This window comes from Streptomyces sp. 71268, assembly GCF_029392895.1.
Lineage (GTDB): Bacteria > Actinomycetota > Actinomycetes > Streptomycetales > Streptomycetaceae > Streptomyces.
Window position 1 is genome coordinate 7,640,793 of the sequence record NZ_CP114200.1, and the last position, 18,757, is coordinate 7,659,549.

The window sequence follows — 18,757 nt, forward strand, 5'->3', positions numbered from 1 at the left end:
ACTCCGAACCTCATGGACTGAAGGATTAGTTGTCACCGAGGGCCACCCGAACCAGGTCGTCCAGGTCCATCGCATCGAGCGCGGTGCCCTGCCGCTCCGCCACGGGTTCCGCGGCGTGCTCGCCCTGCTCGCCGTGCTCGCCGTGCTCACGCCCGGCCTCGGCGAGATCCAGCAGGGTCCGTACGAGGCCGGCCTCCTGGAACCGGGCCAGCGGAATCGTCGCCAGCGCCCGGCGGAACTCCGCCTCGTCCGGCTGACCACCGGCCGTGGCCGGGCCGAGCCCGTCGGCACCGGACTCGGCGGCGTCATCGCCGGGGAAGAGTTCGGCCGCCAGGTAGCGCCCCATGGCGAGGGGGGTGGGGTGGTTGAAGATGAGGGTGGCGGGCAACTGCCGCCCCACCTCGGTACCGAGCCGGTTACGGAGGTCGAGCGCGGTGAGCGAGTCGACGCCGAGGTCCAGGAAGCCGCGCCCGGGGTCGATCGAATCCACCGTCGGGTGCCCCAGGACCGTCGCCACCTGGCGCCGTACCAGGTCAACCAGTGCCTGGCGACGCTCATCGGGCGCCAACTCCGCGAACCGACGCTCGACCGTCACCGCCCGCGACCTGCCGGCCGCCGCCCGCAGCGGAGCCGGGGACGCGGCACGGACCAACCGCCGCAACAGCGCGGGCACTTCCGGCTGGGCGCGTAGGGTGGCGAAGTCCAGGACCGCGGGGACCAACGCGGCCCGCCCGGCGGCCGACCCGCCGGAGCCCGTCGGGCCGGTCGTGGCCCGCGCGTCCGCATCGGCACGCACGGCCATGTCGAACAGCGCGAGCCCCTGTTCGGACGCCATGGGAGCCAGCCCCGTGCGACGCAACCGCCGCAGGTCCGCCTCGCCGAGATGGCCGGTCATCCCGCCAGCTTCGGCCCACAGCCCCCAGGCCAGCGCGAGGCCGGGCAGCCCGGTCGCGCGGCGGTGCCACGCCAGGGCGTCCAGGAACGCGTTGCCCGCCGCGTAACTCGCCTGTCCCGCCTGACCGAGCGTGCCGGCCGCCGACGAGTAGAGCACGAAGGCCCGCAGGTCGTACGGGCGCGTCAGCTCATGCAGATTCCACGCCGCGTCGACCTTGGGCCGCAACACCGCCGCGAGACGCTCGGGTGTCAGCGAGGCGATCACACCGTCGTCGAGCACCCCGGCCGTGTGCACCACACCGGTCAGCGGGAACTCGGCGGGCACGGCCTCCAGGGCCGCCGCGAGCGCCGAACGGTCCGCCGCGTCGCACGCGACCACCGCCACCCGCGCGCCCCGCTCCACCAACTCCGCGCGCAACCCCTCCGCCCCCTCGGCCTCAAGGCCACGACGGCTGAGCAACAACAGACTGCGAACGCCGTACTCGGCGACCAGATGGCGGGCCAGCATGCCGCCGAGCAGACCGGTGCCTCCGGTGACCAACACCGTGCCCGTGCCGTCGAACGGGCTCACACCCTCCCCGGCGGAGTGCGCCACCCTCGCCAACCGTGGGGCGTACAACCGACCCGCACGTGCCGCGAGCTGCGGCTCGTCGATCGCCCCCGTCGCGAGCGCGCGCAGCAGCACGCGGTACGAGTCGGGATCGTCATCCAGGTCAGCCAGCGCCAGCCGGCCGGGGTGCTCCGAGCTGGCTGCCCTGATCAGGCCCCACAACGGCGCCCGCGCCAGGTCCCTCAGGTCGTCCTCGTCGTGTACGGCCACCGCCGCACGCGTGAGCAGCACCAGCCGCGAGGTCGCGAACCGCTCCTCAGCCAGCCAGGTCCGCACCAGCTCCACCACATCGCGCGCGGCCACGTGCGCGGCCTCCGCCAGGTCGTCCGGGCCGGGCTCTCCATCCCCAGGCAGGCAGGGCATCAGGACCGTGTCCGGCACCGGACCGCCCGCGGTGACGTCGGCGATCAGCGCCCCGAGATCGCTCGCGACACACGCCGGGGCCCCGTCCGCGAGGTCGGGGAGCAATGTCGCGGGGCCCACGAGCACGGGCAACCGCCCGCTGCCCACCGGTGACGGCTCAGCCAACTCCGCCGACTCCGCCGGGACCCACTCCACCTGGTACAGCGGGTTGTTCAGCCCACTGGCCATGGCCCGGAACTGCTCCGCGGACACCTCACGCAACGTCAGCGCGTCGATGGACACGACCTGCTGGCCCCCGGCGTCTGTCGCCAGCAGCGAGACCGTGTCGATCCCGGTCGGCGTCAGTCGCACGCGCAGGTCGGTGGCGCCGGTGGCGTGCAGGGTCACCCCGCTGAAGCTGAACGGCACCCGCACCCGGTCCGTGCCTTCCAACAGCGTCGCGTGCAGGGCCGCGTCCAACAAGGCGGGATGCAGGTCAAAGCGGTCAGCGTCGGCCTGTTGTGCCTCGGGCAGCTCGACCTCCGCGATAATGTCATCGCCCGCCCGCCCTTCCCGCCGTAACCCCTGGAACGCGGGCCCGTAGTCAAAACCGACCTCGGCGAGACGTTCGTAGACCCCCTCAGCCTCGACGAGTGCAACCCCTTGCCCCGGCCGCGCCCCGTCCTGCGGCGCTCGCCCCTTCGCTGACACGACTCCCACCGCGTGTTGCACCCACGCGCTTTCATCCGTGCCTTGTGGTCGGGTGTGGATGGTGAGGGGGTGTTGTCCGGTGGTGTTGGGGGTGCCGATGTGGATTTGGAGTTGGTGTGGTTGGTGGTGGGTGAGGGTGAGTGGGGTATGGAGGGTGAGTTCTTCGAGGTGGTGGAGCCCGGTGTGGTGTGCGGTGTGGAGGGCGAGTTCGAGGAGTGCGGTGCCGGGGAGGAGTGGGGTGTTCCAGAGTGCGTGGTCGGTGAGCCAGGGGTGGGTGTGGGTGGAGATGTGGCCGGTGTAGAGGGTTTCTTGGCTGGTGGCGAGGGTGGTACGGGTGAGCAGGAACGGGTGACCAGTTGAGTCATCGCCTAGGTGGCGACTGGGTGAGGAAGCAGGGAGCCAGTAATGCTGGCGTTGGAAGGGGTAGGTGGGGAGGTCGAGGTGGTGGTGGGTTGGGTTGGGGATGAGGGTGGTCCAGTTGATGGGTGTGTTGTGGGTGTGGAGGTGGGCGGCGTGGGTGAGGAGTTGGGTCCAGGTGCCGTGGTCGCGGCGGAGGGTTGCGGTGATGGTGACGGGTTGGTCGTGTTCGTCGGTGATGTCGTGGAGTGGGGTGGTGAGGATGGGGTGGGGGCTGATTTCGATGTAGGTGGTGTGTCCGTTGGTCAGGGCGGTGGTGGTGGCGTGGGTGAGAAGTACGGGTTGGCGGAGGTTGGTGTACCAGTAGTGGGCGGTGAGTTGGGTGGTGTCGAGGGCTTCGCCGGTGGTGGTGGAGTAGAACGGGATGTCGCTGGCGGTGGGCTTTATGTCGGCGAGTTGTGTGAGCAGGTGGTCGCGGATGGTTTCGACGTGGGGGCTGTGGGAGGCGTAGTCGACGTTGATCCGTCGGGCGTGGATGCCATGTTCTTCGCAGTGTTGGAGCAGGTCTTCGACTGCTGCGCTGTTGCCGGCGATGACGGTGGTGTGGGGTCCGTTGTGTGCGGCGATGTGGAGCTCTCGCCCCCATGCACCGGGGAGTTGTTTGGTTGCTTGAGGTGTGAGGGTGAGGGAGGCCATGGTGCCGTGGCCGGTGAGGGTGGTGTGAATGGCTTGGCTGCGGAGGGCGGTGACACGGGCGCCGTCCTCAAGGGTCAAGGCACCCGCGATGACGGCCGCGGGAATCTCCCCTTGCGAGTGGCCGATGACGGCGGTGGGTTGGACGCCCAGCGACTGCCACACTCGGGCCAACGAGACCATGACGGCGAACAGCGCGGGTTGGACGATGTCCACGCGTTCGATGGGTTGGCCGTTGGTGAGTACGTCGGTCAGGGACCAGTCGACGTACGGCGCGAGGGCGTTCTCGCACTCGGCTATCGACTGTCGAAAGACCTCGGAGGTGTTCAGGAGGTCGGTGGCCATGCCCGTCCACTGCGAGCCCTGACCGGGGAAGACGAACACGGGTTGGCTGTGGTTTCCCTGCCCCGTCACCACGCTCGGGTGCTCCTCATCGTTCGCGAGGGCGTGAAGCGCGTCGAGGAGGTGGTCGCGGTCGTGGGTGAGGAGGACGGCGCGGTGTTCGAGGGTGGCTCGGCCGGTGAGCAGGGTGTGGGCGATGGCTCGCGGGTCAGTCTCCGGATGCGCTTTGACATACGCGGCGAGCCGCGCCGCCTGGGCACGTAGGGCAGCGGAGTCACGGGCGGAGAGGACGATGGGCACGACACCCGTCTCCACCGGTGCGTCCCTGTCCTCCGGAAGAGCTTCGACTTCCGGGGCTTGTTCCAGGATGACGTGGGCGTTGGTGCCGCTGATGCCGAAGGAGGAGACGGCCGCTCGGCGTGGCCGGTCTGTCTCGGGCCATTGCTGCTGTTCGGTGAGCAGGCGTACGGCGCCGGAGTCCCAGTCGACGTGGGGTGTGGGCTCGTCCACGTGCAGCGTGCGGGGCAGTATGCCGTGGTGTATGGCTTGGACCATCTTGATGACGCCGCCGACGCCGGCTGCGGCCTGGGTGTGGCCGATGTTGGACTTGACCGAGCCCAGCCACAGGGGTCGGTCGTCGGGGCGGTTCTGGCCGTAGGTGGCGAGCAGGGCCTGGGCCTCGATCGGGTCACCGAGCGTGGTGCCCGTACCGTGCGCCTCCACCGCGTCCACCTCGTGTGCGGCCAGTCGCGCATCGGCCAGCGCCTGCCGAATGACCCGTTGTTGGGCCGGGCCGCTGGGTGCGGTGAGTCCGTTGGAGGCGCCGTCCTGGTTGGTGGCCGAGCCGCGTAGTACGGCGAGCACAGGGTGGTTGTTGCGTCGGGCATCGGAGAGGCGTTCCAGTACCAGGAGGCCGACGCCTTCGCTCCACCCGGTGCCGTTGGCCGAGGCGGCGAATGCCTTGCAGCGGCCGTCGGGGGAGAGGCCGCGTTGTCGGCTGAACTCGATGAACATGCCGGGCGCGGCCATGACGGTGGCTCCGCCGGCCAGGGCCATGGTGGTCTCGCCGCGACGCAGCGACTGGGTGGCCAGGTGCAGGGCGACCAGTGAGGAGGAGCACGCGGTGTCCACGGTGATCGCCGGGCCCTCAAGGCCGAACACGTACGACAGCCGCCCGGAGATGACGCTGACGGTACTGCCGGTCAGCACATGGCCCTTGACCTCCTCGGATGCCAGGTGCATCCGCTCGCCGTAGTCCTGTGTCATCGCGCCGATGAACACCCCGCTCGGGCTGCCGCGCAGTGTCGTCGGATCGATGCCGGCACGTTCGAGCGCCTCCCAGGCCGCCTCCAGGAGAAGCCGCTGTTGCGGGTCCATGGCCAGTGCCTCGCGCGGTCCGATGCCGAAGAAGCCCGCGTCGAACTGGTCGGCGTCGTGCAGGAAGCCGCCTTCGCTGACGTACGTCGTGCCGGGTTGGTCCGGGTCGGGGTCGTGCAGGGCCGCCGCGTCCCACCCTCGGTTCACGGGGAACGGGGAGATGGCGTCCGTACCGTCGGTGACCAGTCGCCACAGGTCCTCCGGTGTGCTGATACCGCCGGGGAACCGGCAGCTCATCGCGACGATGGCGATCGGCTCGGCGGCGTCAGCCGCGACCGGGGTGGTGTGGACGTCAACGGCCTCGGACTCCTCGGCCCCCGGACGCAGCAGTGCGCCGTGCAGGTACGCAACGGCGGCCTCGACCGTCGAGTGGTCGAACAGCAGGGTCATCGGCAACGACAGCCCCGTCGCCGCCACCAGTCGGTTGCGTACCTCGATGGCGCCGGCCGAGTCGAGCCCGAGTTCCCTGAACGACCGTCGGGCGTCGTTGACGTCCGAGGCAGAACCCCCACGCACCGCGCTGACCTGGGAGAACATCAACTCAGTCAGCCATGCGCGCTGTCCGTCGGCCGGTCGTGCGGCCAGCATCCGCCGGAGCCGGTCGGCGGGTCCGCCGTCATCGACCGTGGTCGGGCCGTCAGCCGCGTCCGCCGCGTCCGCTCCGAACGGGTACGTGGGCAGCCTCAGCCGCCGGGCGCCCGAGCCCTGGAACACGGCGCTCCAGTCCACCGTGACCCCGCGTACGTGCAGCTCCGCCAGGGAGCGCAGGAAGGTGGGCACGCCAGGCTGGTGTCGACGCAGGGAGCCCACCACGGTGGCGTGCGCGCTCAGCCCCTCGCCCTCCAGCGTCTCCTGGACCCCGGCGAGCAGCACCGGGTGCGGGCTGACCTCCACGAACGTCCGGTGCCCGGCGGCCAGCAGAGCCCGGGTGGCCTGCTCGAACCGGATCTCCCGGGTGATGTTGCGCTGCCAGTACGGGCCGTCAAGGCCGGCGGTGTCGTGGCCGCCCCCGGTCAGGGAGGAGTAGAAGGGCGCCGCCGACGTGCGCGGGGTGAGCCCGGCCAGACCGCCGAGCAGCAGTTCACCGTCGAGGCGCAGCGTGGGGGAGTGCGCCGGGAGGTCGTTGCTGAGCCGCTTGGCGCGTACGCCGTCGGCGACCAGCTCGGCCAGCAGTTCGGTCACGGCCTCGCGGTCGCCGCTGAACAGGACCGAGCGGGGGCCGTTGGAGCCCGCGAAATGCAGCCGGTCGCCACCCCACCGGGCCAGCCGTCGCTCGATCTCCTCGCGGGGCGCCAGGGCGGAGGCCAGATCGCCGTCACCGGTCGCCCCGGCCTGCGCCTGGCTCCACACCGCGACTACCTGGGCGGCTTCCTCCAACGTGAGCGCCCCGGCGACATGGGCCGCGGCGATCTCGCCCAGGCTAGCCCCCACCACCGCGGCCGGTTCCACGCCACAGGCGCGCCACAGTTCGGCGAGCGCGACCATGACGGCGAACAGCACGGGCTGGACGACGTCGACGGCGCGCATCGCGGGGGCGCCGGGCGCCTCGCGCAGCACCTCGTGCAGGTCCCAGGGGACGTGCGGTTCCAGCGCGTCCGCGCAGGCGCGCAGGTGCCGGCGGAAGACCTCGGAGGATTCCAGCAGGTCCAGGGCCATCCGCTGCCACTGGGGGCCCTGCCCGGGGAAGACGAAGACCGGGCGCCGGTCCGCCCCGCCCTCCACCTGCTCGCCACTGCCGTGGGCGGTGGTGCTGACCACCGTGGCGTCGAAGGTTCCGTCGGCCACCGCACACAACCCGCGCAGAGCGTCGGTGCGGCTGGCGGCCAGGACGACGGCGCGCCGCGCGAGGACGGTCCGGGTGCTGACCAGCGACAGGCCGAGGTCAGCGAGATCGAGTGCGGGGGAGCTGTCGACCAGATGGTGCAGGGCCCTGGCGCTGGCCCGTAGAGCCGCGTCGCTGTGCCCGGAGAGAACGAGCGGGACCAGCGGCGCGGTCCGAAGCGTGACGCCGCCCGGGCCCACCGGGGCGGCGGCCGGCTGGGGCCAGGTGGGTGCCGGGAGCGCGCCGACCAGGGCGAGCGCCTCCTCCACGGCGCCCCGCGCGCCGACCCCGGCGGGAGGCTCGGTTGGCGGGGTGCGCGCTGCCCCGACCCCGGTGAGGTCCCCGGTCCCCACAGCGCCCTGGGTCCTGCCCCCCGTGGAGGCGTCCCCGGCCGTGTCATCGGCGAGCAGGACACCGTACGCCCGGTCCCCGTCCCGGATCGCCCGCGAGCGCTGCTTGAGCACCACGGCGAGACCACCCGCCCCGGCGGCGTCAGGCGGGATAGCGCCGACGAGGGCCCGATCGATGTCGCCGCGCCGCAACCGGTCGGTGGCGTGCGCGACGGCCGTACGGATGGTGTGACGGTCCCAGGCGCCCGAGTCGGCCGAGACCACCGTGGCGTGGAAGCCGCCCAGGTGGAGCGCGCGGGCAACGAACTCCGCGAGCCCGTCCCCGGCCGCGGCGAGGAACACCCCGGTCCGGTCACCGGAGAGCGCCCCGGGCACGATCCCGCCGTCCTCCAGAGCGGCCCACGCGAGCCGCAGGGCCAGCGACCGGTCGGCGGTCAGCTCGGCCGTCGCCGGGAGGCCGAAGAACGCGCGGTCGTCGTCCAGGGCGAGCGGCCCCCCGACACTCTGGTGGGTGGCGAGTCCGACGATGACGACGGGATCGACTTGACGGCTTCTCTGGGGCACGGGCTTCCTCATCGACTCGTCTCACCCATCCGGCGCACCGGGCAAGGTGCTGGTTCCTGAGCAGTGGATTCCGTGGCGGAGCCGGTGGCGGGGCCGGCCTGTCACCTGACAGGTCAAACGGCGTCGGCGCCAGCCGTGACCACTGGGAGGAGCTCTGAGTCCTTGTCAGAATCCCGATTTCCGGGCCGTGCCCCGTCGCACGTCCACCCCCGTCGCCTGCGGCGATCACTCGCCTGGCGCGTGGGTGTCGACGGCGAGCCCGGGGCTCCCCGGGTCGCTCCCAAGCGCTGAATGACACCTTGCCACGGCGCTCTTGGAGTGACCTTGGAACCAACTTGGAGCGATCTTGGGCCCGTCCGGCGCGAACGACGCTGGCCCGCCCCGAGGACCTGCCGGGAGGCGGGTCGGCCGGGACGGGCCAGCGTCGTTCGCGGCCCGCGTGGGGGACGGCCGCGTGGGAAGCGGAGGGCTTACGGAGCCGGGAACACGGAGACGTCCGATGTTCGGGAAGTGAGACTGGAGCTACGCCGTTCGGACGTCGGCTCGCCACACAACACCCGTCGGAACAGCCGCTGCAACTCGTCGCCGGGGTCGATGCCGTACTCGTCGGCCAACACCCGGCGCGCGCGATGGTACGTGTCGATCGCCTCGGCACGGCGGCCAGCGCTGCACAGCGCGCTCATCAGTAAAAGGTGGAAGCGTTCGCGGGTCGGGAACCGGGTGCTCAGGGTCGACAGTTCGGCCGCTATCACCGAGATGTCACCAGGCTCCGCCAACCGTGCCTCCCAGTAACCCTCCAGGGCGAGCAACCACAATTCCTCGTACCGGGCGGCCACTTGCGCCCCGAGCGAGTAGTCGCTGACCTCCGGATGGGCGCACCCACGCCGCAGGGCCAAGGCCCGTTCCAGCGTGCGACACGCCTGCTGCGGCGCACCGACCGCCAGCAGCCGCCGGCCCTCCCGCATCAACTGCTCGAAGCGCACCGCGTCGATGCTCTGCGGGTCGGCCGCGAGGACGTAGCCCGTCGCCTCGCGTCGTAGGACGTTGTCCCGGCTGCGGGGTGGTCGGTGCGGTTCCAACGTCCGCCGCAGGTTGGACACATAGCTGTGCAGGTTCGTCATGGCCGCACTGGGCGCCCTGCGCGGCCAGACGGCCTCGGTGAGCTGTTCCGCCGTCATCGGGTGGCCCGGCGTGAGAAGCAGGGCGGAGAGTACGGCTCGCTGACGGGCCGAGCCGAGGTTTACCGGACTGTCGTGAACACTTACTCCGACCGGACCAAGGACGTGGAAATGCACTGGATAATCCACGGTCGAAAAGACCCCCGAATGTAGTCCATAGGAACCTGGTAACGCGACGCGCAGACAGCAACGCTGTAACGTCTGGAACGTCTGGTCACGTGTTCTTCCCCAATGGCTGCCAGCGTACTGACGGGGGCGTGAAAGTGAAGGTCTGGAGTTGCCGCTCATCTGCTGATATGGCGCGACGCGCTGACTGTCGGCGGCCGTCCGACGCACATGCTCTCCCACCTCGCTGACCTGCTGTTTCACCGGCTCGGCCAGGTGGCGGGGAGCGGGACGGGGGCCACCGTCAGGCATGGTGAACGGCGTTTGCGCGATCAAACATCGATGTGCAGAAGAATTGTTTATTTGTTGGATCTGAGGCTCCCCGGCGCCGCACCGAACCACGTTCGGGGAACTGTTTCGCCACGGCGTCGGGCATCCCGCCGGTAACGCCTCACGCGTTTACTCGGGAGTAACGCGCTGGCGGGGCGGGGCGCCTCCAGCTTGGCGCAAAAACGCCTACTCCTCGCGGCCTTCGCGGGCCCGTACCCCGAGGGCCGGGGCGCGGCGCTCGGGCTGGGTCACGCCGGGCCCCCGCGCCTCGGATGTCCCCGAGTGCCTGGTCTGTACCGCGGGCAGGGGCTGGTGAGTAGCCCGCCGTGCCGCCTGCGGTCAGGCTTGAGGGCGGAGCGTCCGGTGTCGGGAGGGCGGGTTTCCTGGAGGGTTCTGACGCCTGCGGTAAGGCCTCGCGTGGCGCGGTGTGCTTTCACGACACCTGGGAAGTGCGCTTGGCATAGTGCGTGGCTTGGGCGTTTCCATCCCCCGTGAACATTCCGCTCGTGTGGCGGAGGGCGGAGCGAAACGCTTTTCCGGGGGAACGCGAAGTGGACGGGATGGCTGCTTTCCCCGCTGCTTTCCTCTCGCTGCCCACGAGAGTTTCCAGCGCGGAATGCTCCGCTGTTCCGGTACGGAAAAGCGGGGAAGAGGCAAACGCGTGAGCCGCGGGGGCATTCCGACGTGCGGATGAGGGCGGACCCGAACGGAGGCTCGCCGGCGAGTGAGCCGATCGTACGGCCGGAATCCCCCCGCCCCCGCCCTCGCTTATTGCCACGTGTGGGTCTGGCCGGGGGGAGACGTACGCTTCGCCTCCACCGCGTCGACGCCTCGCCTCTTTCGTTGATCGCGGCGAGGCTTTCACGTCGTGGTCGATCGGTCTGTCGCGCCGGTACTTCGTCGTGCGCTGGCGGCGGGGAGAGAGGCAGGATCGCGACGCCGGCCGGTGCGGCCTGGCGGCCGTTGTGTCGGTTGGTGAGCGAGTTGCTGGTGGCCTGGTGGGTGAGGCGATGTACGAGGCTCGGCATTCCACAGGGTTGCGGGTTGGCCGGCGAACCCGCGTGGAGGTAATGCGGCCCCGTTGCCGTACGGGTGACCCAATTCGCGTAGACAAGGAGGCAATTGCCCTCCGCCTGTGCTTTATGTGACCCGACGAAGCGGCAACGGTATCGCTTGTGCGTACCTCCACCGGCGCAATCCCCGTTTCGGCATCGGACGCCGCTCGAAATCTCGTGGACCGTGCTCGGGTGTCACTCCGAGGTAAAAGGGCGCTTGGTCGCCGAGCCTGAGCAGCCACGGTACTTTTCGGGGCCGAAGCGACAGGACGGGCGGATGCGGCCAAGCTTGCTGTTGTCGCCAGTAGCCAAAACCCTGCCGCGCCCCCGCGGCCCGCATTGCCTGAACCCGTCGCCGCACAGAGCCGCGTGCCGGCCCCGACGCTTACCTTCAAGCCTGACCATGTGCGCAACACGAGAACGGCCGGAGCCGCGCGTCGAGTTCGCGGGGCGTCAGGAAGGGCCGCCTTCCCGCGAATCGCCTCGCGCGAGGGGCGACTTCCGTACGGCCGGGGCGAGGGGGGTCGAAGAACCGCGATCCGCGCGCCACGGGAGTGGCGATCCGGCCAAGCCGCCAACCGATAGGCGGCTTCGGCGCCATCCCGAAGGACGTCACGTACGCCACGAACCCGCCCCGCCTGACGACGTTGTGGCCACTACCCACGCCTGCGCGTCATCCCGCTCGGGGAGGACGTCACGGTGCTCCGGCCGCAGTCAGGCCCGGCACGGGCTCGTTCTTTCGCCGTAGCCCGGCGCTTGCGCCGGCGGTGCTTGAGTGGCCTGCCCTCGCGGTCCCGGACAGAAGCGGCCCGCTAACCGAGGACGAGGCACTGACAGAAGCAGGGCGCTCCGGGAAGAACGTCGAAGTCACCGCGCTACGCGGCGAGAGTCGCGATGTCTTCGCCACGCCGGACGGCTATTTGGAGGCGCGTGAGTACCTGCGCCCCGTTCGGGCCCGTTCCGGCGGCACCTGGCGCCCGATCGACACCGAACTGTCGAGAACCGGCGCAGGCATGGTCGCGCCGCAGGCCGCGACGCTGGACATGGCGTTCTCGGGCGGCGGCGACACCCCCATGGTGCGGCTGTGTCGGTCGGGTCGGGAGCTGTCTCTCTCCTGGCCCACTCCGCTGCTCACCCCGGTGTTGGACGGGGCGACGGCCACGTACCCCAACGTGTTGCCGGAGGTGGATCTGCGACTCTCCGCGCAGGCCGACGGTTTCTCCCAGCTCCTGGTCGTGAAGTCGGCGCAGGCCGCGGCCAACCGTCACCACCCATACCTACGACGATCGCGGCCAGCTCACCTCCACCACCGACGCCCGCGACACGACCCTCGTCTACGACTACGACGGACTGGGTCGCCGCACCGGTGTCCGCGAGGGCGACCGGGCCGGGAAGCTCCGCGCCACATGGGTCTACGACACCCTGAGCGGCGCCAAGGGACACCTCGCCGAGTCCACGCGCTACGTCGACGGCGCGGCCTACACCAGCAAGGTCACCATGCGTGACCAGCTCTACCAACCGATGAAGACCTCCATCGTCATCCCCGAAAAGGAAGGCGCTCTGGCCGGCACCCATCAGACGGGGACCGCCTATCACGCCAACGGCCTCACGGCGGGCATCAGCTACTCGGCGGCGGGCGCCCTGCCGGGGGGTGGCGCGAGCTACGACGACGAAGACGGCACGCTGCGCCCCAACAAGGTCTTCGACGGCCGGGGCATGACGGCGACCACCAGCTACAGCCTGACCGGCAAGCCCCTGCAGTACGAGCTGGGCGGCGCGAGCACCGGTGACAAGAAGACCTGGGTGACCAACACCTACGAGTGGGGCACCCAACGCCTGGCCACCAGTCGGGTGGACCGCCAGGACGTCCCCGGAGTGGACCAGCACGCCACCTACCGTTACGACCAGATCGGCAATGTCACCTCCGTATCCGACACCTCCCGCTCCGGCACCGACACCCAGTGCTTCACCTACGACTACCTGCGACGCCTGACCGAGGCGTGGACCGAACCGGCGAAGAGTTGCCAGGCCACGCCCCCGGCCGACGGCATCGGCGGCCCGGCCCCCTACTGGCTCTCCTACACCTACGACGTGTCGGGAAACCGTCGCACGGAAACCCAGCACGATCCCGCGGGTGACCCGGCCAGGAACACCAAGCGGACCTATACCTACCCGGCACCAGGCAGCCCGCGGCCACACACCCTCACGCAGGTCGACACCCAGTCGCCCACCGGTACCGCCAGGGACACCTGCGGATACGACGAGGTCGGCAACACCCGCACGCGCACCCTGGGCGGCGACACCCAAACGCTCACCTGGGACGCGGAGGGCCACCTCGCCACCGCCACGGAGCCCGGCCCGGACGGCACGGACGAGGTCACGAGCTACCTCTACGACGCTGACGGTAACCGGCTCATCAGCCGTACTCCGTCACAGACCACGCTCCACCTCGGTCACACCGAGATCACCGTCGCCAAGGGAGCCAACTCTGCCAAGGCCACGCGCTATCTCGACCTCGGTGGTGGGCACCAGGCCGTACGCGAAGACGACGACACGATCTCCCTCACCGTCGCGGACCACCACGGCACCGGCCAACTCGCGATCGACGGCCCCACGTTCGAACTCACCCAGCGACGCACCACGCCCTTCGGGGCGCTACGCGGCACCGAACCCGTCTCCTGGCCGGGCACGAAGGGGTTCGTGGGCGGGACCATCGACACGAGCACGGGCCTGACGCACCTGGGCGCCCGCGAGTACGACCCCGCCACGGGGCGCTTCATCTCCGTCGACCCGCTGATGGACTTGAACGACCCCCAGCAGATGCACGGCTACATCTACGGCAACAACAGTCCCCTCACCTTCTCGGACCCCACCGGTCTGTCGTGGATCAGCGACGTGAGGGATTCCTTTGTCCGCATGGGCAAGGATCTGCGTCGAGATTCGGAGCGCATCGTCAGAAGGTCCTGGTCGAGCTTTGCTGGAGGAGGCCAAGCCCCGCGCGGCGGCGGATACGTACGCACCGCCAGTTCCGGGGGCGGTGGTACCTGCTACTACGCCATGGGCGCGAGCTATGGCTGCGGAAAGGGCGGCGGTGGTCGCGGTGGCGGCAGCCGTTCCAGTCACAGTTACCCCGTTGCGCCCGAGGTGAAGACCGACGGGGCCCTGAAGGGGTTCAACCTCTTCAACTTCGTCAAGAGCCTGGTGCTGCCGGACGTCGAGCAGTGGAAGAAGTGCTCCCGCGCCGACGCGGAAGGGTGCGCGTGGGCGGCGACCGACCTGCCCTGGGGCAAGCTCCTCAAGCCGCTCAAGTTCTTCAAGAAGGCACCGAAGTCCAAGGAACGAGCGCCGTCACGCGGCAGAGAAGCGTGCGAGACCAACAGCTTCCTCCCGGGCACGGGCGTATTGCTGGCCAACGGCACCCGCAAGGAGATCGAGGACGTCCGGACCGGCGACCGGGTCACGGTCACCGACCCGCGGACGGGCCAGACGACCACCCGTGAGGTCGTCGCCGCGATCGTCACCGAGGATGACAAGCACTTCACCGACCTGACGGTCGCTGCGGCCGGCGCTACGACCTCCCTCATCGCCACCGACCACCACCCCTTCTGGAGCCCCAGCCAGAAGGCGTGGATCGATGCGGGCGACCTGAAGCCCGGCATGACCCTGCGCACCCCAAAGGGTGACACCGTCCAGGTCCAGGCCACCCGCCACTACGAGAAACGGCAGCGCACCCACAACCTGACCGTGGCGGATGTGCACACGTACTATGTGCTGGCGGGCGAGACGCCGGTCCTTGTCCACAACTCCAACTGCCCGCCAGGGAAGGCGCCGCGCACGCCTGACGGGAAATTCGCCAAACGGAATGGAGAACCGGGAACGGACGGTTCGCTCGATGAGCGAACCGTCATGGATCAGCTCGAATTGAATGGCGCTCCAATCATCCGAGGTCAGGTTCATGCGCGGGTTCCCCGGTTTTCCGCTGCGGAAATATGACGGAGCGGTTCAGATCGACGGGCGCTGGCTCGGAGTGGAGACAAAGGGGGGATCTTCACCCCTGACCCCTCCGCAGAGAAGATTTGACGACTGGCTCAATACGCCGGGGAACTCCGTCACAACTGGCGGAGGTATCACCCTGGAGGGGGCCTTCAACGCTTGGGTTCCTCGCTGATTGGTCGGGGGCAGCCTGTCTCTGTAGGCTGCCCCCGACAGCGTCGGCAGGGTGTTCCCCCTTCAGGAGTGATCTCATGAGCTTTGATCTTGGATTTTGGTGGGAGGAGGAGTCCATTTCCCCCGCCGAAGCGGCCCGAAAGTACGGAGCCATGATTGAGGGTGGCGTTGGAATCGCGGATGAGCACCCCGCGTTGGAGGCGTTCTACGCTGAGCTGACCAGTCGTTTTCCGGACTTGACGGAGGAGAACTTCGAATCTCCCCCGTGGGCGGCACCCCTGTACCGGACTAGCGAATGCCTGATCGCCTCAATCTCGCATTCGCAGCAGTCGGAAACTTCCGAGTACCTGCTAGGGCTAGCCAGTAGGAGTGGGGTAACTTGCTACGATCCGCAGTCCGGGAAGGTTTATGTCCCGAAAGGTGCAAGCTCGGCTACGCTGGAACTTGCCGACGGGTCCATCATCGATGGTCCAAGTCAAGGCGACGTGATCCAGGCGTTGGGTGAACTTTCACCGGAAGACTGGTATGCCATCCTTGAAACCCGGTCAGACTGGTTCATTCAAGTGGGGTTTGGTGTTGCTGCGGGAGTGCCCGCTGGGGCTTATGCCCTGGAGTTCAAAGAAGGTGCCGAGGATAAGCACTTCCGGGCCGTAGTTGGAGAGCTCCCAAGAGTTATTGACGCCTTTCGGAAATTCTTGTCCGGGGATACGTCCTGGCGTGCTGGATTCCAGTTCTCCCGCGTTTCTTACTGAGGAAATCCTGGCCAGTAAGGGTCTTCCGCAGAGTAAATAGAGATGGGCCTCTTCCGAAGATCGGAAGAGGCCCATCAGCATCTTGACGGCAACGCTGACATCGGGCCGGCCCCGGAGCCCTTCAGGCGGCCAAAGCCCTGGGAGAAGACGTGCACGCACTCTGGCCGACACTCCGCCAGGCCCGCCCCGCCCGCGCCATGAGCCCCGAACTGGTCGCGCTCTACCAGCAGCGGGCCGACATCCCTGTCTCGGCGTTCACCGACCTCTTGACCCAGGCCCGGGAGCGGATCGACATCCTCGTGTACGCGGCCGTCTTCCTCCACGAGGCGTACCCGCGGCTGAACGAACTCCTCACCGAACGCGCCGCCGAAGGCTGCACCGTCCGCATCGCGATCGGGGAGGCCGACAGCGACAACGTCCAAGCCCGCGGCCAGGAGGAGCGGTTCGGCCACGGCATCGAATCCCGCTGCCGCCTCGCCCTCATGCACTACAAGCCGCTCGCCGACACCCCCGGCATCGAAGTCCGCACCCACGAAACCACGCTCTACAACTCCCTCTACCGCGCCGACGACCAGCAACTCGTCGGCAGTTCAATGTCTGCTTCACCGCCCGCATCACCGGCGGCCGGTTGGAGATCTCCGACGAGTCCTCCGACCTTCGGTTCGTACCGCCGGAAGAGATCGAACACTTGCCGATGCACCACACCCAACGGCTTAGGCTCCAGCACTTCCTGGAACACCGTGAAAGCCCCTACCTGGGCTGAACCGTCTGACGGCAGTAGCGACGGCAACAACCCCGCACAACCACGCGCTTCGCCGGATTAGCAAACCGCGCTCGACCTTCGAGAAAGCAGGTCGAAGGCTTCGCGTAGCACACGTACTATGTGCTGGCGGGGCGAACTCCGGTCCTTGTTCACAACAGCAACTGCGGCCCGTCCCTGAAGGATTTGCAGAAGGACTACCCGCGGCGCACTGTGGGAATTCTTGATGTCGGGGGCGATCAGCTGCCGATGATCAGTGGTCCAGGCGGTCAGTCTGGACTCCTCAAGAACCTCCCAGGTCGTACGAAGGCCAACGGGGAGCACGTGGAGACTCACGCAGCAGCGTTCTTGCGTATGAACCCGGGTGTCAGAAAGGCCGTGCTCTACATCGACTACCCGACGGGGGCCTGCGGAACATGCAGAAGTACATTGCCTGACATGCTGCCCAAAGGTGCTCAGCTGTGGGTGATCTCACCGCGTAGGACTGAAAAATTCACGGGACTTCCTGACTGAGTTAGGAAAGGAATCGGCGGCCCATCCAAGTGGATCGGCCGCCGATTCGTGTTTCCCTGTCTACCAGGGCAGTGGTTCATCGGTTGTGTGGTCCTGAGCGCCGGAGTATGAGCGCCACTTGACTCCTGGCATATTCTCCGCCCAGGAGAGATCGCCTGGCGCCCTCGCCGCCAGGGTGACGTCATGACCTTCGTCGGGATCATCGCTCGGGTGGACGAGCGCCAGCCAGCTCTCGCCGAAGAGGATGCGCGAATCGTTGGCTGGCCAGTTCCACGCAGGGAAGGGGAGCTCATGACTTCCTTCCCGAGACCAGAGCCAATCTGCCGGGACTCCTTGCGCTACTTTCGTCGCAGGAGCCCCCAGGATTGCCTCTAGGATCGTGGCATGAATCAAGAAATCTGAGAGCTGCTCGTCAGTCCGTCGCCATGGGGTCGGTTCGTCGGACGGCTCTCGCTCGTATACAGAGCGATCTTCACTGGCCGGGTCGAATGCCCAGACCCAAGTTCCTTGGTTCTCAACCCAGAACGGAATCTTTCCGTCTTCCACCGCGAGTTCCGAAAGGGGGATGGCGTAGTTGTGCGAGGTGATCTCCCCGCCCCACTGGGCAGAGATTTCATGCCACTCGACAAGCTCCCTGGGCGCTTCAGGTGATTCTCCCAGTCTCACATTGGGTGATTGTGGGGCGCCGTACCACCTCCGCAGAAATCGCAGCAGGCCCGGGTTGTCCGTGGGGGCGAGAGAGTTCATGTGAGACATTATGCGCTACATGCCGGGTGTCGACGTGAGTTGACCTGTAAATCGCTAAAGCAAAACGAGAGCCCCGTAGGTGGGGCTCCCGTGGGCCATGACGGCAGTAGTTGACGGCAACGTCAGCGGACGAGGGCGGCGCAGGGCGGCGGTTCGTCGCCGTCGCCGCTTGCCGTCTCGGCGGTCTCCGGGCTGCCGAGTGCGGTGCTGAGGGTGTTGATGGCGTCGCGCTGGAGGCGGAGTCGGACGTGGGCGTAGACGGTGGCGGTGCCGCCGATGTGGGCGTGGCCGAGGAGTTCCTTGATCACGACGAGTTCGACGCCCTGTTCCAGGAGCAGGGTGGCGGTCGAGTGGCGGAGGTCGTGGAAGCGAATGCGGCGGAGGCCGGCCTTGTGGAGGAGCGTGATGAAGGCGCGGGTGAGGTTGGTCGGGTCGATCGGTCGACCCTGCGCTGTGGTGAACACGTGCCCGTCGTGCTGCCATGTGGTGCCCGCGGCCTCACGCTCGCGCTTCTGCTGTTCGTGGTGGAGCTTCAACGACTGGACGCAGCGGGTGGGGAGGGCGATGCGGCGCTCGGAGGCCCGCGTCTTGGTGGGCAGCGTGGTGAGCCCGCCTGCGGCGGTTCGCTGCAGGGTGCGGCGAATGGCGGCGGTGCCCGCGTCGAGGTCGAGGTCCTCCCAGCGCAGGCCAAGGAGCTCGCCCTTGCGGAGTCCGGTGTAGAGGGCGAGTTCGAACAGCGCGTGCAGCCGGTGGCCCTGGGCGGCGGCGAGCAACTGCCGGGCTTCTCCGGCGGTGAGGGGTTCGAAGCGTCGGGGCCGGGGTGTGCCGATGCGGACGTTGCGGGCGACGTTGCGCGGGATCTCCTCCTCTCGTACCGCGTGCTCCAGGGCGGACTTGAGGACGGAGTGGACGTAGGCCAGGGTCAGGGGCGAGAGCCGCTTGGAACAGCAGTTTCCGGCGGCGCAGCAGCGGGGCTTATCTCGGCCGGCGTCGAGGCGGCGAGTGCAGCACTGGCAGGTGGTGCGGAGCTGGTTGAGCCAGGTGCGGACGTCTTTGGCGGTGAGCTTTGCGACCTTCTTCCGTCCGAG

General features: G+C 68.6%; 6 protein-coding genes and 4 pseudogenes. 6 read left to right on the forward strand and 4 right to left on the reverse strand.

The window, feature by feature from the left end; all coding sequences use genetic code 11:
• Positions 1-25 precede the first annotated feature (25 nt).
• Both OYE22_RS30345 and OYE22_RS30350 read right to left on the reverse strand, forming a co-directional pair.
• On the reverse strand, positions 26-8,062 hold the full coding sequence (locus OYE22_RS30345) for a type I polyketide synthase (protein ID WP_277323389.1): 8,037 nt from the start codon (positions 8,060-8,062) through the stop codon (positions 26-28).
• Positions 8,063-8,532: 470 nt separating this feature from the next.
• Positions 8,533-9,657 carry a BTAD domain-containing putative transcriptional regulator gene (locus OYE22_RS30350; RefSeq protein WP_348652283.1) on the reverse strand — a complete coding sequence of 375 codons (1,125 nt, stop codon included), beginning with the start codon at positions 9,655-9,657 and terminating at the stop codon, positions 8,533-8,535.
• 2,363 nt (positions 9,658-12,020) lie between these two features.
• On the opposite strand from OYE22_RS30350, the pseudogene OYE22_RS30360 reads away from it, so the two are divergent.
• From OYE22_RS30360 to OYE22_RS30385, 6 genes and pseudogenes are all read left to right on the forward strand, one after another.
• Positions 12,021-12,101, forward strand: a pseudogene (locus OYE22_RS30360) (hypothetical protein); the annotation flags it as partial.
• Positions 12,102-12,227: 126 nt separating this feature from the next.
• Complete coding sequence (locus tag OYE22_RS30365; RefSeq protein ID WP_277323390.1) at positions 12,228-14,723, forward strand: polymorphic toxin-type HINT domain-containing protein; 2,496 nt, start codon at positions 12,228-12,230, stop codon at positions 14,721-14,723.
• A 251-nt stretch (positions 14,724-14,974) separates the two neighbouring features.
• The gene (locus OYE22_RS30370; protein ID WP_277323391.1) at positions 14,975-15,649 is read left to right on the forward strand and encodes a hypothetical protein; all 675 of its coding nucleotides are present in this window, start codon (positions 14,975-14,977) and stop codon (positions 15,647-15,649) included.
• Positions 15,650-15,765: 116 nt separating this feature from the next.
• Positions 15,766-16,233: pseudogene (locus OYE22_RS30375) on the forward strand (XRE family transcriptional regulator); the annotation flags it as partial.
• A pseudogene (locus OYE22_RS30380) lies at positions 16,230-16,412 on the forward strand (DNA mismatch repair protein MutT); the annotation flags it as partial. The pseudogenes OYE22_RS30375 and OYE22_RS30380, both read left to right, overlap by 4 nt.
• Before the next feature lie 246 nt (positions 16,413-16,658).
• Positions 16,659-16,922 (forward strand): DddA-like double-stranded DNA deaminase toxin, encoded by a 264-nt coding sequence (locus tag OYE22_RS30385; protein WP_277324396.1) that lies wholly within the window; start codon positions 16,659-16,661, stop codon positions 16,920-16,922.
• 60 nt (positions 16,923-16,982) lie between these two features.
• Here OYE22_RS30385 and OYE22_RS30390 read toward each other — a convergent pair whose 3' ends face one another.
• Both OYE22_RS30390 and OYE22_RS30395 read right to left on the reverse strand, forming a co-directional pair.
• A complete protein-coding gene (locus OYE22_RS30390; RefSeq protein WP_277323392.1) occupies positions 16,983-17,669 on the reverse strand; it encodes a hypothetical protein in 687 nt (228 codons plus the stop codon).
• 122 nt (positions 17,670-17,791) lie between these two features.
• Positions 17,792-18,757 (reverse strand): annotated as a pseudogene (locus OYE22_RS30395) (site-specific integrase); the annotation flags it as partial.